The sequence below is a fragment of the Paraburkholderia tropica genome, assembly GCF_014171495.1.
Classification (GTDB): Bacteria; Pseudomonadota; Gammaproteobacteria; order Burkholderiales; family Burkholderiaceae; genus Paraburkholderia; species Paraburkholderia tropica.
This window is the reverse complement of record NZ_CP049137.1, coordinates 536,924-557,045: the sequence shown is the minus strand read 5'-3', so window position 1 is coordinate 557,045 and position 20,122 is coordinate 536,924. Positions and strand designations below refer to the sequence as shown.

Annotated in this window: 18 protein-coding genes; 14 read left to right on the top strand and 4 right to left on the bottom strand. The window is 67.0% G+C overall.

Annotation, left to right across the window (positions count from 1 at the left end; genetic code table 11):
- Positions 1-111: 111 nt before the first annotated feature.
- Positions 112-909: a DeoR/GlpR family DNA-binding transcription regulator gene (locus G5S35_RS33000; RefSeq protein ID WP_065057794.1), complete on the top strand. Its 798-nt coding sequence runs from the start codon at positions 112-114 to the stop codon at positions 907-909.
- Positions 910-912: 3 nt separating this feature from the next.
- Here G5S35_RS33000 and G5S35_RS32995 read toward each other — a convergent pair whose 3' ends face one another.
- Positions 913-1,281, bottom strand: a complete 369-nt coding sequence (locus G5S35_RS32995; RefSeq protein WP_183040559.1) for a nuclear transport factor 2 family protein — start codon at positions 1,279-1,281, stop codon at positions 913-915.
- A gap of 303 nt (positions 1,282-1,584) precedes the next feature.
- Between G5S35_RS32995 and G5S35_RS32990 the strand changes: the two genes are divergently transcribed.
- Positions 1,585-2,229, top strand: coding sequence for an FMN-binding negative transcriptional regulator (locus tag G5S35_RS32990; protein WP_183040558.1), 645 nt, complete (start codon positions 1,585-1,587; stop codon positions 2,227-2,229).
- 44 nt (positions 2,230-2,273) lie between these two features.
- Here G5S35_RS32990 and G5S35_RS32985 read toward each other — a convergent pair whose 3' ends face one another.
- Positions 2,274-5,792 carry an AAA family ATPase gene (locus G5S35_RS32985; protein ID WP_183040557.1) on the bottom strand — a complete coding sequence of 1,173 codons (3,519 nt, stop codon included), beginning with the start codon at positions 5,790-5,792 and terminating at the stop codon, positions 2,274-2,276.
- Positions 5,789-7,033 (bottom strand): exonuclease subunit SbcD, encoded by a 1,245-nt coding sequence (gene sbcD, locus G5S35_RS32980; protein ID WP_183040556.1) that lies wholly within the window; start codon positions 7,031-7,033, stop codon positions 5,789-5,791. The genes G5S35_RS32985 and sbcD overlap by 4 nt, the downstream gene beginning before the upstream one ends.
- 435 nt (positions 7,034-7,468) lie before the next feature.
- Between sbcD and G5S35_RS32975 the strand changes: the two genes are divergently transcribed.
- A complete protein-coding gene (locus G5S35_RS32975) occupies positions 7,469-9,022 on the top strand; it encodes a methyl-accepting chemotaxis protein (RefSeq protein WP_074986606.1) in 1,554 nt (517 codons plus the stop codon).
- 202 nt (positions 9,023-9,224) lie between these two features.
- On the top strand, positions 9,225-10,217 hold the full coding sequence (locus G5S35_RS32970; RefSeq protein ID WP_110326544.1) for an IclR family transcriptional regulator: 993 nt from the start codon (positions 9,225-9,227) through the stop codon (positions 10,215-10,217).
- Between the two features lie 68 nt (positions 10,218-10,285).
- Here the strand turns inward: G5S35_RS32970 and G5S35_RS32965 are convergent, their stop codons facing one another.
- The gene (locus G5S35_RS32965) at positions 10,286-11,359 is read right to left on the bottom strand and encodes a porin (protein WP_074986604.1); all 1,074 of its coding nucleotides are present in this window, start codon (positions 11,357-11,359) and stop codon (positions 10,286-10,288) included.
- A gap of 452 nt (positions 11,360-11,811) precedes the next feature.
- Here G5S35_RS32965 and G5S35_RS32960 point away from each other — a divergent pair, with 452 nt between their 5' ends.
- The 10 genes from G5S35_RS32960 to G5S35_RS32915 are packed head-to-tail and all read left to right on the top strand — an operon-like array spanning position 11,812 to position 20,089.
- On the top strand, positions 11,812-12,126 hold the full coding sequence (locus G5S35_RS32960) for a non-heme iron oxygenase ferredoxin subunit (protein ID WP_065057802.1): 315 nt from the start codon (positions 11,812-11,814) through the stop codon (positions 12,124-12,126).
- A 1-nt stretch (position 12,127) separates the two neighbouring features.
- Positions 12,128-12,439, top strand: a complete 312-nt coding sequence (locus G5S35_RS32955) for a recombinase-like helix-turn-helix domain-containing protein (RefSeq protein WP_065057803.1) — start codon at positions 12,128-12,130, stop codon at positions 12,437-12,439.
- Positions 12,440-12,476: 37 nt separating this feature from the next.
- The gene (locus tag G5S35_RS32950) at positions 12,477-13,562 is read left to right on the top strand and encodes an aromatic ring-hydroxylating dioxygenase subunit alpha (RefSeq protein ID WP_065057804.1); all 1,086 of its coding nucleotides are present in this window, start codon (positions 12,477-12,479) and stop codon (positions 13,560-13,562) included.
- Between the two features lie 37 nt (positions 13,563-13,599).
- The gene (locus tag G5S35_RS32945) at positions 13,600-14,355 is read left to right on the top strand and encodes an SDR family oxidoreductase (protein ID WP_065057805.1); all 756 of its coding nucleotides are present in this window, start codon (positions 13,600-13,602) and stop codon (positions 14,353-14,355) included.
- A gap of 58 nt (positions 14,356-14,413) precedes the next feature.
- Positions 14,414-14,950, top strand: coding sequence for a cupin domain-containing protein (locus tag G5S35_RS32940; protein WP_065057902.1), 537 nt, complete (start codon positions 14,414-14,416; stop codon positions 14,948-14,950).
- 51 nt (positions 14,951-15,001) lie between these two features.
- Positions 15,002-15,898, top strand: a complete 897-nt coding sequence (locus tag G5S35_RS32935) for an alpha/beta fold hydrolase (RefSeq protein WP_124261587.1) — start codon at positions 15,002-15,004, stop codon at positions 15,896-15,898.
- A gap of 14 nt (positions 15,899-15,912) precedes the next feature.
- A complete protein-coding gene (locus tag G5S35_RS32930) occupies positions 15,913-16,797 on the top strand; it encodes an IclR family transcriptional regulator (RefSeq protein ID WP_065057806.1) in 885 nt (294 codons plus the stop codon).
- On the top strand, positions 16,794-17,612 hold the full coding sequence (locus tag G5S35_RS32925; RefSeq protein ID WP_110326540.1) for an SDR family oxidoreductase: 819 nt from the start codon (positions 16,794-16,796) through the stop codon (positions 17,610-17,612). The genes G5S35_RS32930 and G5S35_RS32925 overlap by 4 nt, the downstream gene beginning before the upstream one ends.
- Entirely contained in the window at positions 17,605-19,263 is a 1,659-nt protein-coding gene (locus G5S35_RS32920) for a thiamine pyrophosphate-binding protein (RefSeq protein WP_065057808.1), read from the top strand. The genes G5S35_RS32925 and G5S35_RS32920 overlap by 8 nt, the downstream gene beginning before the upstream one ends.
- Positions 19,256-20,089, top strand: coding sequence for an aspartate dehydrogenase (locus G5S35_RS32915; protein WP_065057809.1), 834 nt, complete (start codon positions 19,256-19,258; stop codon positions 20,087-20,089). Before G5S35_RS32920 ends, G5S35_RS32915 begins: the two co-directional genes overlap by 8 nt.
- The last annotated feature ends 33 nt before the right edge of the window (positions 20,090-20,122 follow it).

The window sequence follows — 20,122 nt, the reverse complement described above, 5'->3', positions numbered from 1 at the left end:
CGCGACACGAGGCGCGCCGCTAAACGCCAAGCCGCCGTCATGGGCCGCGCGGCCCGGCGCGCACGTGCCATCGTGTAAGATCGCCGGGTTCCCGCAGCTCACTTTTTAGCAATGAAAGCGTCCGACCGTCACCGCGCCATTCTCGAACTCGTGCAGACGCGCGAGGCCAACGTCGAACAGTTGACGGAGGCGCTGGGCGTGTCGGAAGCCACGATCCGCCGCGATCTCGCGGTGCTGCACAAGCAGCGCCGGCTCGTGCGCACGTATGGCGGCGCGACCGCGCTGGTCGGCGTGCACGAACCCGAGGCCTCGCTCGAGGAACGCAAGGCGGCGCAGCGCGAGCAGAAGGAGCGCATCGCGCTGGCGGCCGCGGCTCACGTGCGCGACGGCGACACCGTCATGCTCGACGGCGGCACCACCTGCGCCGCGCTCGCGCGTCATCTGCTGGCGCGCAGCGATCTGCATGTCGTCACCAACAATCTGCTCGCGGTCGCCACGCTCGCGAACGCGCCCGGCATTCAGGTCACGCTGCTCGGCGGCGATCTGCGCAGCTCCAGCATGAGCACGCTCGGCCCGCTCGCGGAACTGCTGCTCACGCGCGTGAGCGTCGATACGGCGTTTCTCGGCGCGGACGGCGTGGTGGCCGGATTCGGTCTGTGCGAAGCGAGCGCGCAGCAGGCGTCGCTCAAGGACTGCATGATCCGGCGCGCGGCGCAGGTGATCGTGCTGGCGGACTCGGACAAGCTCGGCCGCGCGCGCCAGCAGCACTGGACGCCGATCGAGCGCGAGTGGCGTCTGATTACCGCCGCGAGCGCGGGCGAAGCGGCGCTCGAACCGTTTCGCGCGCTGCTCGGCGTGCAGGTGGAAGTGGTGGACGCGCTCGATGCGCCCGATACGCGAGCGCTTTGATCGTCAATCGTGGTGGTAAGTCTTGTTGACGATTTTCCAGCCGACGTCGAATTCCACCAGCGTCAGATAATCCGTGAAACGCAAGCCCTGATACAGCGTGGCCGTTTTGACCGCCGCGCCGCGGCCCGTCACGTCCACCGCAACGATGCGCATGTCGAACGGCTCGCCGCTTTCCGAGGGCTTGTCCATGCCTTCGATTTCCGCGATCCACTCGTCGAGCGACTGGCGATAGAAGTCGCCGTGGTAATAGCCCCAAAGCTGGGCGTGCGGATCGAATGCCGAACGCAGACGCCGCGCGTCGCCGTTGTGCATGCCGATGAAAAAACGCTCGATCGTCGCCGCGATTTGCGCGAACGCGTCGCCGGCTTCCATGTCCGCCTCCCTGTTCGAACGCCGCGAGGTCTGCCAGGCCTCGCGTCGATGCGCCGTGAATGGGCGATCGTTCAAGCATAGAAGGCGGCCCCGCGAAGTCAAGCAATCGTAAGGTTGAAATTGCGAGGTGCTCGTCGCAGGCACGCGCAACGCGTCGAGCGGATTGCGCCGCTTTTGCACGCGGACCTGGTTCCCCGAATGCCGTTCCCGCTGGCTCTACAGCGTTGGCCGTTTTGGCGTGACAATAGGTTTTTTGACGTTCGATGCGCGCGGCTTGAGCCGAGAGCGCCACGCGGAGCCCCCATGTACGTCCCTGCCCATTTCGACGAATCCCGCCCCGAGGTGCTGCACGCCTTCATCGCGCAGCACCCGTTCGGCACGCTGGTCACGCACGGCGCGAGCGGACTCGACGCCAATCACATTCCGTTCGAACTGCTCGCGGGCGAGGGCGCGTTCGGCACGCTGCACGCGCACGTCGCGCGCGCGAATCCGCTCTGGCAGGACGTCGCGGACGGCGATGAAGTGCTCGCGATCTTCCGCGCCGGCGACGCCTATATTTCGCCGACGTGGTATCCGAGCAAGCACGAACACCACAAGCAGGTGCCCACCTGGAATTACGCGGTCGTGCACGCACATGGCCGCATTCGCGTGCGCGACGACGAGAAGTTCGTGCGTGGCGTGGGCGCGCGGCTCACGCGCACGCACGAAGCAAGCGAGCCGCAGCCGTGGAAGATGGGCGATGCGCCCGCCGACTATCTCGACACGATGCTCAAGGCCATCGTCGGCATCGAGATCGAGATGACGCGGCTCACGGGCAAGCGCAAACTTTCGCAGAACAAGGACGCACGCGATATTCGCGGCGCGGGCGAGGCGCTCGTCGCGCGCGGCGAACGCGAGATCGGCGAACCGATGCTGGAGATCGCCGCGCGCAAGACCGAACAGGGCTGAGGCGCGCGGCGCGTTCTTTTGTGTTGCGCGCGTGCGTTGCGCGGCTAGATCACCAGCCGCGAGTGGCCGATGCCGCCGCCTTTTTCCACGCGGATCTGCGTGGCGATGCGCTCCTTGAGACTGTCGACGTGGCTGATCACGCCGATCATCTTGCCGCTCGCGTTGAGCGTGTCGAGCGCGTCGAGCGCGATTTCCAGCGTGTCGCCGTCGAGCGTGCCGAAGCCTTCGTCGAGGAACAGCGAGTCGATCGAGGTCTTGTGGCTCACGAGGTCGGAGAGCGCGAGCGCCAGCGCGAGACTCACGAGGAAGCTCTCGCCGCCCGAGAGCGTGCGCGTGTCGCGCGTGACGTCCGCCTGCCAGCCGTCGACGATTTCCAGTTCGAGTTCACCCGTCGATTTGCGGCGCAGCAGATAGCGCGCATGCAGACGGTCGAGATGGCGATTGGCGAGCGCGAGCAGATGATCGAGCGTGAGACCTTGCGCGAAGCGGCGGAACTTGTCGCCCTTCGCGGAGCCGATCAGCGCGTCGAGACGTTGCCAGAGATCGGCGTCCTGCGTCTGCGCGTCGATCTGCGCGAACAGCGCGCGCTGGCTGTCGCGTTGCTGCGCGTCGCGCGCGAGCAGGCCGCGTTGATGGCCGAGCCGTTCGTTGAGCGTCGCGTTATCTCTTTCCGCGCTGTCGATCTGCGCGTCGAGTTCGGCGAGCGTGGCTTCGGTCTGTGCCGTTGCTTCCACCATCGCTTCGAGTCGCGTGAGTTTCTGGCGCGCGCTGTTCAGCAGTGCGGTGGCGGTGTCGCGTTCCTGTTCGCGCTGCTGCTTGAGCGCTTGCAGACGCTGGCGTTCCTCGGCGGGCAGGAGCGCCGCGAGGAAATCGTCCTGCTGCGCGAACGGACTCGCTGCGAGCGCCGCGCTCCACGTTTGCGCGGCCTGGCTGGCGGCGTCGCGCTGATGCGCGAGCGAGCGTTCGAGTTGCGCGATCTGGCCGTCGAGCGCTGCGAGTTCGCGCGTGAGCGCGTCGGCGCGTGCGGCCGCCGTGGCGAAGTCTTCGCCGGGCGCGTCGTCTTCGTCGTCGAATAGCGAATCCATCGGCACGCTCTGCGCCGCTTGCGCGACTTCCGCGCCAATCGATGCGCACCGTTCGCGCCACACCTGAAGTTGCGCGCGCGCGACGTCGGCCTGGGCGCGTTCGTGCGCGAGCGATTCCGCGAGCGTGTGAAGGCGGCGCTGCGTCTCCTGCCACTTGCGCCATTCGTCGTCGCGCGTGTGCAACCACGCGCGCGGATCGTCGGGCAGCGCCGCGAGCGGCGCGCCGTCGGCTTGCGTGCCGGTTTGCATCGAGGCGAGCAAAGCCTGCGCTTCTTCTTCGATCCGCACGCGCAATGCCGCGAGTTCGCGTTCGGTTTCCGCGCGGCGCTCCTGTACGCTCGCGATCGACTGTTCGAGCAACTCGCCGCGCGCCTGCGCCGCTTGTAGCGCCTGGGCGCAGCGCGTATTCGCTTCGCGTGCTTGAGCGAGCGCTTCCTCGGCGCGTTCGGTCTCGGTCAGATGCTGGCGGATTTGCTGCGCCGATTGCGCGGCGGCCTCGCTTGCTTGTGCGAGCGCATCGGCGTCCTGCCAGGCGTCGGCGTCGAGCCTGAGCGACGCAACCAGCGACGAAGCGAGCGACGCCGACAACGCCTGCCAGTCCGCACGATCCTGCGTGTCGCGTGCGGCGAGCTGATCGTGTTGCGCGCGCTGCTGCGCCTGCGTCGCGCGCAATGCTGACAGTTTCTCAGCCGCGCCGCGCAACGTTTGTTCGGATGCCTGAAGATCGGCGCGGATCGCCTGAAGCGCGCCTTGCGTCGCCGACACGTCGAGCGCTCGATACGCAGCGATAGCCGGATGATCGTGCGAACCGCACAACGGACACGCTTCGCCGGGCTGCAACGCATCGCGATGCTGCGCGAGACTGCGAATCACCTGTTCCTGTTCGAGCAGCGTCTGCTTGTCGGCGGCGCGCGCCTGGAGTTCGGCGTGCGCGCGTTGCAGCGTGACGAGCGCGCTATCTTGCGCGGCGATCTCGCTGTCGCTGCGCGCGAGACTGGCCGCGAGCGTCGCGGTTTCCGTCGCGAGCTGGCGGCGGCGGGCGGCGAGCGTCTGCAACTGCGCCCAGCGCTCGACCGCGCGTTGCGCTGCCTGCGCGGCGTCGCGCAGTTGCGCGAGCGTCTGGCCCGCGAGACGCGTGGTCTGCGCGGCGCTCAACGTCCGCAATTGCGTGTCCGATTCGGCTTGCGCGCGCGTGCAATCCGCGAGCGTTTTGCCGTGTTGCTCGCGCTGCGCGTGGGCGTCGGCGAGTTGCTTTTGCAGGACCGTCTGCTGCGTTTCGCGCGCGCGACTATCCGCATGACGGCGCGCGCGCTGCTCGAACTGCTCGCGCCACGCGCCGATGCGTTCGCCCAGTTGCGCGTGCGCCGCGTGCGCGGTGCAGTAGCGATCGAGTTGCTGCTTCTCCGCGTCGAGTTGCGCGAGACGACGCTCGGCGTCGCGCACGATGCGCGCGGCCAGCGCGGCGGCCGCGCCGGTTTGACGACGCTGCGCCGCGACTTGCTCCGTGCGGCGACGACGCGACGCGGCGAGATCGGCATCGGTCTGTTTGCAGGCAGCGTCCGTTTGCTGCGCGTGCTGATGCGCCGCGCGCAGCGCTTCGGCGGGCTCGCTCGCGGCGAGGCGCGCAAGCTCGGGCGCGGCGGCCTCGTACGCGGCGCTCGCGCTCGCGAGCCGCGTGTGCGCCGCTTGCGCGTCGGCTTGCGCCTGGCTCAGATCGCGCCGCCATTGGCGCTGCGCGTGCAGCGTTTTCGTGCGCGTGGCGAGCGCGTTCGACTGGTCGGCGAGCGCGGCGATGTCCTGCTCCATCGCCGTGCGCTGCTCGGGCGTCAGCAATTCCATGCCGTCCGCGCGGGCGCGCAACTGCTTGAGCGCATCGCGCGCCGCGCCCGCGCGCTCGTAGACCTGACGCGAGATTTCGCCGTAGATTTCCGTGCCCGTGAGTTCTTCGAGCAGTTCGGCGCGGTCGTTCGCGCTCGCGTTCAGGAAGGCCGCGAAGCCGCCTTGCGCGAGCAGCATCGAGCGCGTGAAGCGCGGGAAATCGAGCCGCGTGATCTCCTCGACGCGCCGCAATTTCTCGTTGATGTGCTGCGTGAGGATCGTGCCGCTGCCGTCGTCGTGCTCGACCGTCGCGAGTTCGACGCGCGGCTGCTGCAACGCGCCGTCCACCTTGTCGCGCGAGCGGCGCTGGCTCCAGAACGCGCGATAGACCGCGCCCTTCACTTCGAACACGACTTCCGCGAGGCAGTCGGCGGTATGGCGCGTCATGATGTCGTTCGCCGACGCCGACACCGTCTTGAGACGCGGCGTCTCGTGATAGAGCGCGAGGCAGATCGCGTCGAGCAGCGTCGACTTGCCCGCGCCGGTCGGGCCGGTGATCGCGAACAGGCCGTTCTCCGAAAACGGCGGCTGCGTGAAGTCGATGCGCCACTCGCCCTTCAGCGAGTTGAGATTCTTGAGGCGCAGGCTGCGGATTTTCATGCGTCGTCCTCCGGCGTGGCCTGCATGGCGGCGAGTACGTTCTTGTAGCGGTCGGTGAGTGCGCCGCGCACGTCGTCGTCGAGCGTTTCGTGCGCGAGGCGGCGCGCGAACACGTCGAGCGGATCGAGTTCGTCGAGCGTCACGCCCGAGTCGGCGGAAAGTTGCGCGGCGGCGTTGCCGCGCTCGCGGCGAATGCGCAGCACGTCGAGCGGCAGATCCTCGGTCATCGCCTGGATGCGCGCGGGCAGGTCGGCGAGATAGTCGTCCTCGGCGACGGTTACTTCGAGCCACGCGGGGCGCTCGGGCGTGGCGTCGCGCGCGATCTCGGCAAAGGCGGCGGGCAGCGTCTTCAGATTGCCGCGCAGCGCGGCGAGCGTCTGGAACGCGGGCACGGCGAGCGGCGTGACGGCGTCCAGCCCGTTCGCGCCGACATCGACGAGCAGTATTTCCTTGCGCTGCGTGGCTTCGTCGAAGCTCAGCGCGATCGGCGAGCCGCTATAGCGGATGTGCTCCAGGCCGCCCACTTTCTGCGGACGATGAATATGCCCGAGCGCGATGTAGTCGGCCGGCGGAAATGCGCTGGTGGGGAACGCGTCGAGCGCGCCCACGTAGATCTCGCGTACCGATTCGCTCGCACTCGCGCCCACGGTGGTCAGATGGCCGGTGGCGATCAGCGGGACCGGGCGGCCGAGTTCGGCGGACAGTTGCGCGCGGCGCGCCTCGGCGGCGGCGAACACGGCCTGGTAGTAGGCCTGAATCGCCTGTTGCAGCGACTGCTGCTTCTGTTCGGCGCTCTGGCCGGTTTCGCCCTGCATCACGTCGCGCGCGCGGATGAACGGAATCGCGCAGACCACGCAGCCCGCTTCGTCGGGCTTGCCGCGCAGCGGCAGCACGCGAACCTGGTTGGGCGCGGCGTCCGCGTGCGGCACGACCTGGGCCGACAGGCGTTCGAGCAGCGCGCTGCTTTCGCGCAGCGTCGCCACGGAATCGTGATTGCCGCCGAGCAGGAGCAGCGTCACGCCCGCGGCGTGCAGGCGCACGACGAGCTGGCTGTACAGCTCGCGCGCGTAGCTCGGCGGCGTGCCGGTATCGAAAATATCGCCGGCGATCAGGACGGCGTCGACCGCATGGGCGTCGAGCTGGGTAACAAGCCAGTCGATGAGCTGCTGATGCTCGGCCTGGCGGCTCTTGCCCATGAAGTTCTGGCCCAGATGCCAGTCTGAGGTGTGGAGGAGGCGCATGGGGGCGTGATGGTGGCGGCGTTCGCGGATGCGGCGAACGTCGCGAGTTGGGTTCGAAGGCAGCCTGGCCGCGCGGATGTCGAGGCGGCGGGCGCAAGTGGACGATTGTAGAGCAGGGGCGGCGCGCGCCGGGAGCGGTGTAACGTCGGCGAAAGGTTCGCGCAAGGCTGGCACGCGTTCGGCATCGCGCCATGCTTCACGTCAAGCCGCGCGCCGCGATGCATTAAGCACGTGCCTAAAGTTTTTGCGCCGCGCTGCCGTTGACCCGGTTTGAAGCCCAAAAAAAGCCGCATCGAGACTACACCAACCCGAATAGAGCCGCCCGCGCACGCTTCGCGACAGGGCGGACGATACGTCCGACGCCCTGCACCGGCGGCGGCTGAACAGAGGGAACGCTGCGCATCGCGCTTTGGCGCCGCGTTCCAGGAGACCAGAATGCTCAACAAGCTTTCGATACGCGCGAGTTTGACCCTGATGGTGGCGTTTTTCGGCGTGGTGCTGGTGATCGGCGCCGCGGCCGGGCTACTGTCGATGCGCGCGGGCAACGACGCGATGCAGGACATGTACACGGTGGACACCCCCGCCGTGGCCGACCTCGAAGGCAGCGCCGGCCAGCTCTTGCGGCTGCGGCTCGCGCTCGCCACCTATGCGTCGCTCGCCGATCTCGGCGACCAGACCGGCGCCGACGCCGTCCTCAAGCGCTTCGACACCTACCTCAAGATTTCCAACGATCGGCTCGATCACTATCTCTCGCTCGCCAGCAACGACGACGAGGATCGCCGCCTGATCGCCGACATGCAGGACAAGCGCAACAATTTCCTGCACGCGGGCGTCGATCCGGCGCTCGCGGCGCTCAAGAGCGGCGACCGCAACGGCTTCCAGGAATTGCAGGCGCACAAGCTGCCCGCGCTCTACAACGGTTTCGAAAAGGCGATGCTCGCGCTCGAACAGCGTCAGATCGACCACGGCGCGCAGCGCTATCGCGACGCGCAGACGCGCTTCAAGGTGGTGAGCGTCGCGGTGGCCGTGGGCATGGTGTTCGCGCTGCTGTGCGCGTGGCTCGGCCGCGCGGCGCTGATGCGCGCGATCGTGCATCCGGTGGACGCCGCCGTCGCGCAGTTCGAGCGCATCGCGGCGGGCGACCTGAGCGCGGCGGTGGCCGTGGCGAGCCGCAACGAAATGGGCAAGCTCTCGGCCGCCCTGCAACGCATGCAGGCCGCGCTCGTGACGATGGTGAGCACGGTGCGCGCGGGCGCGGAATCGATCGATACGGGCGTGAGCGAAATCGCCGCGGGCAACACCGATCTGTCGCAGCGCACCGAGGAGCAGGCCGCCTCGCTCGAAGAAACGGCGGCGAGCATCGAACAATTGACGTCGACGGTCAAGCAGACGGCGGGTAACGCGCAGGAGGCGAGTTCGCTGGCGCACGGTGCGTCCGGTCTGGCGGCGCGCGGCGGCGAACTCGCGCGCGAAGTGGTGGGCACGATGCAGAACATCGTCGACGACTCGCGGCGCATTGCCGAGATCGTCGGCGTGATCGAGGGCATCGCGTTCCAGACCAATATTCTGGCGCTCAACGCGGCGGTCGAAGCGGCGCGCGCGGGCGAGGAAGGGCGCGGCTTCGCGGTCGTGGCGGGCGAGGTGCGCTCGCTCGCGCAGCGCAGCGCTGGCGCGGCCAAGGAGATCAAGTCGCTGATCGACGCCTCGACGGCCCGCGTGGAAACCGGCGCGACGCTGGTCGAGCGCTCGGGCACGACGATGGAGGAGATCGTCGGCGCGATCGGGCGCGTGAGCGCGATCATGGGCGAGATTGCGTCGGCGGCGACCGAGCAGAGCACCGGCATCGATCAGGTGAATCTCGCGGTCGCGCAGATGGATCAGGTCACGCAGCAGAATGCCGCGCTCGTCGAGCAGGCGGCCGCGGCCGCGGCGTCGCTGGAGGATCAGGCGCGGCGGCTTGCCACGGCGGTGGCGGTGTTCCGCACCTGAGGCGCGGGTCGTCGCGTAGAGACGGGGCGTCAGCGGCGCCGGCGCGCGCGTTTTGCGCCCGGCCGGGAGGCGAATCCGGCGGAAGCGGGCGGTCGAGCGGGGCGGCAGCATGTCGCCCCGACCCGCGATCTTTAAGTCCGGACGGCGCTTCGCGTTATCATTGCCTCCACTTATCGACCGACTTCAGCAGATTCCAGCCGCCATGGCCACCAAGAACACGACAGGCGCCGCCCGACGCAGCCCGGCGCCGGGCAAGCGCGCCGCGCCGCCCGAGGAGACCCGCGACGCCGCGCAGAGCGCCGACCTTGCCGATCTCGCCGACGCCGCTGACGCAGCCAGCCCCGCCGAGGAAGAAGGCGCGGGCGCCTCGACCTATCTCGTGCCGGGCCTCGAACGCGGCCTGCGCATCCTCACCGAATTTTCCGCGCGCGAGCCCGTGCTGGGCGCGCCCGAACTGTCGCGCCGCATCGGCATTCCGCGCACCACGACGTTTCGTCTGCTGCAGACGCTGGAAGCGCTCGGCTTCATCGAACGCGCGAACGGCGACCGTCAATATCGGCTGAGCGTGGCGGTGCTGCGGCTCGGCTTCGAGTATCTGAGCTCGCTCGAACTGACCGATTTCGGCACGCCGGTGCTCGAACGTCTGCGCGACGCGACCGGCCTGAGCACGCATCTGCTGATCCGCGACGGGCGCGACGTGGTGTTCGTCGCCAAGGCGCAAACGCGCGAGCCGATGTTCAGCTCGGTGAAGGTGCATGTGGGCACGCGCCTGCCCGCGCACGCCACGGTGCACGGCCAGGTGCTGATGGGCGATCTCTCGCTCACGGAACTGCGCGCGCTCTATCCCGAGAAGCAGCTCGAACGCTATACGGACCGCACGCCCGCCACGGTCGCGGATCTCTATGCGCGCGTGCGCGAATTCGCGGAGCAGGGCTATGCGCTCAGCGAGGCGTCGTTCGAAACGGGGATTTCGGTGGTGAGCGCGCCTGTGCGCGACCAGTCGGGCCGCATCGTCGCGGCGCTCACGGCCACGGTGCCGCGCTCCGATATCGGCAGCGAAGCCGAGCGCGCGCCGCTCGTCACGGCGGTGTGCGCGGCGGCGCTGGATTTGTCGGCGCGTCTGAATTACCGGCCGCTGCCCGGCGATCCCACGGCGGCGCAAGCCGCGCATGGCGGCAGCGTGCACGCGAGCTGAGTCCGCTTCGCCAGCCTGAATAAAAAAAGCGCGCCGCGTCATGCGGCGCGCTTTTTTCTTCTGTGCGATCAGAACGAGTGATGAATGCCCGTGAGCACGATCGTCTGATTGCGTCCGCTCGACACGCCCGCCGTAAAGAACGCCGCTTGTGCATCGGAATTCGCGTGCTCGTAGAGCGCGTTCACGTAGACCTGCGTGCTCTTCGACAGCGCATAGACGTCGCCGATCATCAACTGCGTCCAGCGTCGGCCCGACAGCGACGTGGTGGCCGCGCCGCCGACGATCGAGTTCGCGCTGGTCATCTGATAGTTCGCGCCCGCGTCGTAGCTCTGGAACGTGTCCGAATAGCCGTTCGATTGCAGCTTCGTGCGCGTATACAGACCGTGCACCAGCACCTTGCCGAACGAGTACGACGCGCCGATCCCCATGTTCTCGACCTTGTCGGCGATATAGCTCGCGGCGGCCTGGCCCTGGAACGTGGTGATGCCCGTGGTCGACATCGACACCGTGCGGTTGTGCTCGTTCGACCACGTCGCGCCGGCCTTGAACGGACCGTTCGCATAACTGATCGAAAAGCCCATCGTGCGGCCATTCGAGAAGTTCGTGCTGTTGCCGAAGCCGAACATCGCGCCTGCCGTGAAGCCATACCAGTTCGGCGAGCGGTACTTCACCGAATTGTTGTACGGCACCACGCCCGTATCGGCGAGCTGATCGATATTGCCCGGATGGAACGCGTACCAGCTCGCCGCGAGATACGCGGTGCTGAGCGGGCCGAGCGTGTCGAACGAGAACGGCGTCTGATTGCCGAGTGTGAGCGTGCCGAAACGGTCCGAACTCAGACCCACATACGCCTGGCGGTTGAACAGCGTGTTGGCCTTCGCCATCGCGCCCGTGTTCGTATAGAAGCCGTTTTCAAGCTGGAAGATCGCCTTCAGGCCGTCGCCCAGATCTTCCTGGCCACGCAGGCCCCAGCGGTCGGGCTGCATGTTGCCCTGTTCTTCCATCCACTTCGAATGTCCGCCCACGTTGCTGACGTAGGCTACCCCGGCATCCAGGCTGCCGTATAGCGTGACGCTGCTTTGCGCCCATGCAGACGAGACGGCGCACAGACCCGTCAACCCCGCGGCAATGAAGTGCTTCAACTTTGGACTCCTGATCGTATGACGAATGACCGGTTCCGGTGAAATGGCCTTGAAAGCCCGTCCGGAACCGCTAGACCCAACCCCTCGATGCGATGGCGGCTTTGCTTTTCTTTTTTGTCCGTCGTATGTTTCACCTATGGACAAACGTGCTGCCTATGGAAAGTATAGAGACTTGCACGAGACGCCAAAATACTTTTTCAGGAGAGTGGTTCCCCTGGGTGGGCAAGCGCGGACAAACCGGTCATGGCTACCTAAGCACTTGGACCGTAAGCGTTTTGGCAACTGCTTCGGCATCCTCCACGAGCGCCTTGCCGATCCTTTTGAAGACAGGCTCGGTGTTTTCCCCAGGAGCGCTGGATTTTTATTTTGTCCTCCGCGCCAGACTCCTATAATGACCATACATAAACTACTGTTCCGCATATGGAACACGGTTGCTCCAGGAAAGGTGAGAAATGGCTGAACAATGGCGCTGTGCCGGGCATGCCGGCGATCTGACCGAAGACGCGCCGATCGAGTACAAGCTCGACGGCACCGAAATCGGCATCTACAAGGTGGGCGACGAGGTCTACGCGCTCGAGAACGTCTGCCCGCACGCGTACGCGCTGCTGACGCAAGGTTTCGTCGACGAAGGCACGGTGGAATGCCCGCTGCACGAAGCGGTGTTCGACATCAAGAGCGGCGAGTGCATCAAAGGCCCGGGTGGCCGCGCGCTGAAGCAATACGCCGTGCGTCTCGCCGGTGAAGAAATCCAGATCAAGGTGGAATGACATGCGTGAAGTCCCTGTGAATTTCAATCCGATGCTCAAGCCCTGGGTCGCGCCGCAACCCAACAACGTCGCCGGTAAAGGCGTGATCGAGCAGCCGGGCCAGAGCGAAAACATGATCTGGCAAAACCGCAAGGCCGAGCCGACGCAATACGAAAACGACTTCGGCGACGCGCTCGAACAAGTGTTCGAAGCGGGCGCCGCCGAACTCGACGACGTGGTCGCCGGTTTGAACCGCATCGGCTTTCGCACGCCCGAAGGCGCGGCCTGGAACGCGGAGCGCCTCGCCGCCGAATTCCGTCTGCTCGCCGAATAAGCGCGCGTCGGGCCCACAAGAATACGGAGTCCTCATCATGACGTCCCCCACGACCGAAACCCCGGCGAGCGCCGACCCGATCCGCGCCTATCTCGACCGCGGCATCAAGAACTACTGGTATCCCGTCGCGCCGAGCTGGCAAGTCGGCAACGCGCCCATCGGCATCACGCGCCTTGGCGAACAGATCGTGCTGTGGCGCGATCAGGACGGCCAGGTCCACGCGCTCGAAGACCGCTGCCCGCACCGCGGCGCGCGCCTCTCGCTCGGCTGGAATCTGGGCAACCGCGTGGCGTGCTGGTATCACGGCATCGAAGTCGACGGCAGCGGCACCGTGCAGAGCGTGCCGGCCGTGTCGGCATGCCCGCTCGAAGGCCAGAAGTGCGTGAAGTCGTACCCGGCGCAAGAGCATGCGGGCGCCGTGTTCCTGTGGTTCGGCGACGAAGCGCACAAGGAACCCGCGCCGCTGCAACTGCCGCAAGAACTCGTGGGCGAGGAATACGCGAGCTTCCTGTGCATGTCGAACTGGAAGTGCAATTACCAGTACGCGATCGACAACGTCATGGACCCGATGCACGGCGCGTATCTGCACGCGACGTCGCACTCGATGGCCGAAGGCGACAAGCAGGCCGACATGCGCGTGCGTAAAACCGACTCGGGCCTCGTGTTCGAAAAGGTCGGCCAGCGCGACGTCAACTTCGACTGGGTCGAACTCGGCGAAACCGGCTGCCTGTGGATGCGTCTGGAAATTCCGTACAAGAAGAAGTTCGGCCCCGGCGGCAACTTCGGCATCATCGGCTTCGCGGTGCCCGTCGACGCGGACAACTGCCAGGTGTACTTCTGGCGCACGCGCAAGGTGCAGGGCTGGCAGCGCGACGCATGGCGCTTCATGTACCGCAACCGCCTCGAAGGTCTGCATTGGGCCGTGCTCGAGCAAGACCGCTACGTGCTCGAAAGCATGGCGCCGAATGCACGCGACCAGGAATTCCTCTATCAGCACGACGTCGGCATGACGCGCGTGCGCCGCATGCTGCGCCAGCGCGCGCAACAGCATTTCGCCGATCTCGACGCGTTCCGCGCGCAGCAAGGCGCGCAAGCGCAAGCCGAGAGCCACAGCCATGCGTGAGTCCGCAGCATCGGCACAAAGCGCGGCACAAGGCGCGATGCAAGGCGCGCTCGCGGGCCGTCGCGTGATCGTCACGGGCGGCGCGCGCGGACTTGGCGCCGACTTCGTCACGACGCTCGCGGCAGCCGGCGCGCGCGTCGTGTTCGGCGACGTGCTGCACGAAGCGGGCGAGGCGCTCGCGCAATCGCTCGCGGCGCAAGGTCACGACGTGGCGTTCGCGGCGCTCGATCTCGCGCAGCCCGACAGCATCGCGGCCTTTGTCGAACACGCGGCGCAACGCATGGGCGGCATCGACGCGCTCATCAACAACGCGGCCATCACCAACTCGGGCGGCAAGTTCGCGCACGAGATCAGCGTGCCGACGTGGGACGCCGTGATGGACGTGAACGTGCGCGGCACCTGGCTCATGTGCACGGCGGCGCAGCGTTTCCTGGCCGATTCGGGCCGTGGCGCGATCGTCAACATCGCCTCGGACACCGCGCTGTGGGGCGCGCCCAAACTGCTCGCCTATGTGGCCAGCAAGGGCGCCGTGATCGCGATGACGCATTCGCTCGCGCGCGAGTTCGGCGCGCAGGGCATTACCGTCAACGCCATCGCGCCGGGCCTCACGGAAGTGGAAGCCACCGCTTACGTGCCGGCCGAGCGCCACGCGTTCTACCTCGACGGCCGCGCGCTGCAACGCGCCCAGGTGCCCGAGGACGTGACCGGCCCCGTGCTGTTTCTGCTGACCGACGCCGCGCGTTTCGTGACCGGGCAATTGCTGCCCGTGAACGGCGGCTTCGTGATGAATTGATGTCGACGAATGGACTATCCGTTCGCGAGAACGTTTGAAAGAACCCAAGGAGAAAACGATGGCCGATGCCGATCTCGAACGCAAGTCGTGGGACCGTCCCGCCGAAGCGAGCTTTGATGACTGGATGAACAGCCGCGTCGCGCGCTATGAAACGCGCCGCTACGACTGGGACGCGCTGAAGTTCCAGGCCGACTACGACCCGAAGTATCGCCGCGCGCAAATGCGCTACGTGGGCACGGGCGGCACCGGCGTGGCGAAGGACAGCAACACCGTGCCGTCGGGCGGCTTCACGTTCTCGACGATGGTGATTCCGGCCGGCAACATCGGCCCGAGCCACATCCATATCGACGTCGAAGAAATCTTCTTCGTGCTGCGCGGCAAGATGAAAGTGATCTGCGAAAAGGACGGTGAAACGTGGGAAGCCGTGCTCGGCGAGCGCGATCTGATCTCGGTGCCGCCGGGCGTGTATCGCACGGAAATCAACATCGGCGAAGAAGACGCGCTGATGTGCGTGATGCTCGGTTCGTCCAAGCCGATCACGCCGACGTATCCGCCCGATTCGCCGCTCGCGAAGATCAAGCGCGAACAGAAGTAAGACTGTCATTCATCTGAACACCCGACGAAGTTGCACACGAACACCGAAGCCATGAACGACGCGATGCTCACCGACGCCTCATCAGCCGCCACGCTTGACACGCTCGATACGCGGCTCGCGCGCTTTGCGCCGCGCCACGTGCAAGCGGGCGAGGCCGTCGTGAGCTATCGCGCAGCGCCCGGCGCGGGCAGCGAGGACGGCAACGAGGCGCTGCCGCTCGTCCTGCTGCATGGCATCGGTTCGGGTGCGGCTTCGTGGGTGCAACAGATGGAAACGCTCGGCGCGAGCCGTCGCGTGATCGCCTGGGACGCGCCCGGTTATGGCGCGTCCACGCCGGTCGCGAACGCCTCGCCGCTCGCCGCCGACTACGCGCGCGTGCTGGCGGACTGGCTCGACGCGCTCGATATTCAACGCTGCGTGCTGGTCGGCCATTCGCTCGGCGCGATCATCGCGGGCGCATTCGCCGCCGCGCATCCGCAGCGCGTGAGCGGTCTGCTGCTGATTTCTCCTGCGGCCGGTTATGGCGCGGCGGACCCGCAAGTGCGCGCCGACAAGCGCGACGCGCGTCTGGCCATGCTCGCCGATCTCGGTCCGCAAGGTCTCGCCGAAAAACGCAGCGCCAACATGCTTTCCGCACACGCCGACGACGCGTCGCGCGCGTGGGTGCGCTGGAACATGGCGCGCGTGCTGCCGCACGGTTACGCGCAGGCCACGCATCTGCTCGCGAACGCCGACCTCGCCGCCGACCTCGCGCGCTGCGTGAACCGCGTACCGATGGCGGTCGCCGTCGGCGCCGACGACACCATCACGCCGCCGCAAGCCTGCGAACGTCTCGCGCAAGTCGCACAGGCGCCGTTTCAGATCGTGCCGCAAGCGGGCCACGCGGGCTACATCGAGCAACCGGCGGCGTACAGCGCACTGCTCGACGCCTTTTGCCGCGCACATTAAGGAACCCTTAAAGAATGACACCCGACCTCGCCAGCGCGTCCCCCGACGCCGACGAAGACCGCAACGACACCAGCTATCGCGTGCCGGGTCTGGAAAGGGGGCTGCGCATTCTCACCGAATTCTCGCCGCGCGAGCCGGTGCTCGATGCACCCGAACTGTCGCGCCGCCTCGGCATTCCGCGCACGACGGTGTTCCGTCTGTTGCAGACGCTCGAATCGCTCGGCTTTCTCGAACGCGCCGACCGCGACCGCAATTACCGCCTGGGCGTGGCCGTGCTGCGCCTCGGCTTCGAATATCTGAGTTCGCTCGAACTGACCGACCTCGGCTTGCCGCTGATCGAAGCGCTGCGTGACGCCACCGGCCTCACGACGCACATCGTGATTCGCGACGGACGCGACATCGTGTTCGTGGCGAAGGCGCAAAGCCACGCGCCGATCTTCAGCTCGGTGAAGGTCAACGTGGGCACGCGTCTGCCCGCGCACGCCACCACGCACGGCCAGGTGCTGATGGGCGATCTCACGCTCGACGAACTGCGCGCGCTTTATCCGGAGCCGGCTCTCGAACGCTTCACGCCCTCGACGCCGGACACGGTCGAAGAACTTTTCGCGCGCATTCGCGAAGACGCCGAGCGCGGCTATGCCGTGAGCGAATCGTCGTTCGAGCGCGGCATTTCGGTGGTGTCGGCGCCCGTGCGCAACGACACGGGCCGCATCGCCGCCGTGGTGACGACCACCATTCCGCGTCCGGGCATCGACACCTCGCTGCTCGACGGCGGGCTGATCGACAAGGTGCGCCACGCAGCCGATGAACTGTCGAAGCGCCTCAATTACCGCGGTCAATCTTCGCAGGCCGCGGGCAGCAAGAAAACGTCGTACATGAAGGCACTGGGGATCAAATGATTCAACTCGATTTGCGCGGCCAGGTCGCGGTGGTCACGGGCGGTTCGTCCGGCATCGGCCTCGCCACCGCCGAACTCTTTTTGCAGGCGGGCGCCTCGGTCGCGATCTGCGGCCGTGACAGCGACCGCCTCGCACGCGCCGAACGCGAACTGCGCGAGCGTCATCCGCAGGCGCAACTGCTGGCCGCGCGTTGCGACGTGCTCGACGCAACCGACGTGGCCGCTTTCGCGAGCGCCGTCGAGCAGCGCTTCGGCCGCGCCGACATGCTTGTGAACAACGCGGGCCAGGGCCGCGTCTCCACCTTCGCCGACACCACCGACGAAGCGTGGCGCGAAGAACTGGACCTCAAGTACTTCAGCATCATCCGCCCCACGCGCGCCTTCCTGCCGATGCTGAAAAGCACCGCAAAACAAGGGCAAAACGCGTCGATCGTCTGCGTGAACTCGCTGCTCGCGCTCCAACCGGAGCCGCATATGGTCGCGACGTCGTCGGCGCGCGCGGGCGTGCTGAGCCTCATCAAGTCGCTCGCGGTCGAACTCGCGCCCGAGCACATCCGCGTGAACTCGATCCTGATCGGCATTGTCGAGTCGGGCCAGTGGCGCCGCCGCTATGACAACGACGCCGCCGCGCAGGCCGCCGGTCAAAGCTGGCAGGACTGGACCGGCGAACTCGCCCGCAAGAAGCACATTCCGCTCGGCCGCTTCGGTTTGCCCGAAGAAGCCGCGCAAGCCCTGTTTTATCTGGCCACGTCCCTGTCGTCCTATACGACGGGCAGTCATATCGATGTATCTGGAGGCGTAGCACGTCATGTCTAATAAAACCACCGTCGGCGAACTGATCGCCGCCTTCCTCGAACAATGCGGCGTTCAAACCGCGTTCGGCGTGATTTCGATTCACAACATGCCGATCCTCGACGCCATCGGCGTGCGCGGCAACATCCGCTATGTGGGCGCGCGCGGCGAAGCGGGCGCGGTCAACATGGCCGACGGCCTCGCGCGCGTCTCGGGCGGCCTCGGCGTGGCGTTCACGAGCACGGGCACGGCGGCGGGCAACGCAGCGGGCGCGATGGTCGAAGCGCTCACGGCAGGCACGGCGCTGCTGCACATCACCGGCCAGATCGAAACCGAATATCTCGATCAGGACCTCGCGTACATCCACGAAGCGCCCGATCAACTGTCGATGCTCTCGTCGATCTCGAAGGCCGCGTTCCGCGTGCGTTCGGTCGAAACCGCGCTGCCGACGATCCGCGAAGCCGTGCGCGTCGCGCAGACCGCGCCGAGCGGTCCGGTCAGCGTCGAGATTCCCATCGACATTCAGGCCGCGCTGACCGAATGGCCCGCCGATCTGGCCGCGCCGCATCTCACGACGCTCACGCACGATGAAGCGCGCGTCGAACAACTCGCGAACGCGCTCACGAAGGCGAAGCGTCCGCTGCTGTGGCTCGGCGGCGGCACGCGCCACGCGCGCAGCGCGGTCGAGCGTCTGGTGGCGCTGGGCTTCGGCGTGGTGACGAGCGTGCAGGGCCGCGGCGTGCTGCCCGAAGATCATCCGGCGACGCTCGGTGCGTTCAACGTGAGCGGCTCGGTCGAGCGCTTCTACAAGACCTGCGATGCGATGCTGGTGGTCGGCTCGCGTCTGCGCGGCAACGAAACGCTCAAGTACAAGCTCGGTCTGCCGCAGCCGCTTTATCGTATCGACGCCGACGCGCTCGCCGATAACCGCGGCTATCGCAACGAACTCTTCGTGCACGGCGACGCCGCGCGCGTGCTCGACGCACTCGCCACGCGCCTCGAAGGCAAGCTCAAGGTCGATCCGCAATTCGCCGCCGATCTCGCCGCCGCGCGCGAAACCGCCGTGAGTGAAACGGCCAAGGGTCTCGGCCCGTATCGCCGCCTCGTGGAAGCGCTGCAACGCGCCGTGGGCCGCGACTACAACTGGGTGCGCGACGTCACGATTTCGAACAGCACGTGGGGCAACCGCCTGCTGAAGATCTTCACGCCGCGCGCGGGCGTGCACGCGCTGGGCGGCGGCATCGGCCAGGGCATGCAGATGGCGATCGGCGCGGCGCTTGCGAACGCGGCCGCGAAGACGGTCTGCCTCGTCGGCGACGGCGGTCTGATGGTGAACGTCGGCGAACTCGCGACGGCCGTGCAGGAAAAGGCCAACGTCATGATCGTGCTGATGAACGACCAGTGCTACGGCGTGATCCGCAACATTCAGGACGCGCAGTACGGCGGCCGCCGCATGTTCGTCGATCTGCACCAGCCGGAATTCTCGCAGTTCTGCGCGAGCCTCGGCCTCAAGCATTTCCGCCTCTCGTCGCTCGACAACGCCGACGACGTGATCCGCGAAGGCATCGCGTTCGACGGCCCCGTGCTGCTCGAAGTCGACATGAAGTCGGTCGGCAGCTTCGAAGCCGTGTTCGCCGGCCCGCCGGTGCGCAAGGAGGAGCCGCAACATGCTTAACGGTCATGGCGGCCACGCCGCTCACGCGCCGATCGACATCGCGATGATCGGCTTCGGCGCGATCGGTCAGACCGTCTATCGCGCGGTCGCGGCCGATCCGCTCGTACACGTCTCGCATGTGATCGTGCCCGAGCATCACGCCGACGCCGTGCGCGCCCAGGTGGACGGCGCGGTGGAAGTGGTGTCGTCGGTGGATCGTCTGTCGACGAAGCCGCATTTCGCGCTCGAATGCGCGGGTCACGCCGCGCTGCTCGATCACGTCGTGCCGCTGCTGCAAAGCGGCACCGATTGCGCGGTGGCGTCGATCGGCGCGCTGTCCGACGTCGATCTGCTCGAACGTCTGTCGCTCGCGGCGGACGAAGGCGACGCGACGGTCACGCTGCTGTCGGGCGCGATCGGCGGCATCGACGCGCTCTCGGCGGCCAAGCTCGGCGGCCTCGACGAAGTGCTGTACACGGGCCGCAAGCCGCCGCTCGGCTGGCTCGACACGCCGGCGGAAAAGGTCTGCGATCTGCGTACGCTCACGAAAGAGCAGGTGATCTTCGAAGGCAGCGCGCGCGAAGCGGCACGGCTCTTTCCGAAGAACGCCAACGTGGCGGCGACCATCGCGCTCGCGGGCCTCGGCCTCGACCACACGACGGTGCGCCTGATCGCCGATCCGGCGGTCGAGCGCAACGTGCATCGCATCGTGGCGCGCGGCGTGTTCGGCGAGATGTCGCTGGAAATGAGCGGCAAGCCGCTGCCCGACAATCCGAAAACCTCGGCGCTCACGGCGTACAGCGCGATTCGCGCGCTGCGCAACCGTGCCGCGCGTTGCGTGATCTGATGGCGCGCCTCGCGCACAAGCTGTGATGAAAGG

Bases quoted from the DNA above. Each gene is read 5' to 3' on its own strand.
- G5S35_RS32970 (WP_110326544.1), top strand. From the start codon at position 9,225: ATGGCCACCAAGAACACGACAGGCGCCGCCCGACGCAGCCCGGCGCCG.
- G5S35_RS32975 (WP_074986606.1), top strand. From the start codon at position 7,469: ATGCTCAACAAGCTTTCGATACGCGCGAGTTTGACCCTGATGGTGGCG.
- G5S35_RS32950 (WP_065057804.1), top strand. From the start codon at position 12,477: ATGACGTCCCCCACGACCGAAACCCCGGCGAGCGCCGACCCGATCCGC.
- sbcD (WP_183040556.1), bottom strand. From the start codon at position 7,033: ATGCGCCTCCTCCACACCTCAGACTGGCATCTGGGCCAGAACTTCATG.
- G5S35_RS32960 (WP_065057802.1), top strand. From the start codon at position 11,812: ATGGCTGAACAATGGCGCTGTGCCGGGCATGCCGGCGATCTGACCGAA.
- G5S35_RS32955 (WP_065057803.1), top strand. From the start codon at position 12,128: ATGCGTGAAGTCCCTGTGAATTTCAATCCGATGCTCAAGCCCTGGGTC.
- G5S35_RS32985 (WP_183040557.1), bottom strand. From the start codon at position 5,792: ATGAAAATCCGCAGCCTGCGCCTCAAGAATCTCAACTCGCTGAAGGGC.
- G5S35_RS33000 (WP_065057794.1), top strand. From the start codon at position 112: ATGAAAGCGTCCGACCGTCACCGCGCCATTCTCGAACTCGTGCAGACG.
- G5S35_RS32995 (WP_183040559.1), bottom strand. From the start codon at position 1,281: ATGGAAGCCGGCGACGCGTTCGCGCAAATCGCGGCGACGATCGAGCGT.
- G5S35_RS32945 (WP_065057805.1), top strand. From the start codon at position 13,600: ATGCAAGGCGCGCTCGCGGGCCGTCGCGTGATCGTCACGGGCGGCGCG.
- G5S35_RS32920 (WP_065057808.1), top strand. From the start codon at position 17,605: ATGTCTAATAAAACCACCGTCGGCGAACTGATCGCCGCCTTCCTCGAA.
- G5S35_RS32940 (WP_065057902.1), top strand. From the start codon at position 14,414: ATGGCCGATGCCGATCTCGAACGCAAGTCGTGGGACCGTCCCGCCGAA.
- G5S35_RS32930 (WP_065057806.1), top strand. From the start codon at position 15,913: ATGACACCCGACCTCGCCAGCGCGTCCCCCGACGCCGACGAAGACCGC.
- G5S35_RS32925 (WP_110326540.1), top strand. From the start codon at position 16,794: ATGATTCAACTCGATTTGCGCGGCCAGGTCGCGGTGGTCACGGGCGGT.
- G5S35_RS32935 (WP_124261587.1), top strand. From the start codon at position 15,002: ATGAACGACGCGATGCTCACCGACGCCTCATCAGCCGCCACGCTTGAC.
- G5S35_RS32990 (WP_183040558.1), top strand. From the start codon at position 1,585: ATGTACGTCCCTGCCCATTTCGACGAATCCCGCCCCGAGGTGCTGCAC.
- G5S35_RS32915 (WP_065057809.1), top strand. From the start codon at position 19,256: ATGCTTAACGGTCATGGCGGCCACGCCGCTCACGCGCCGATCGACATC.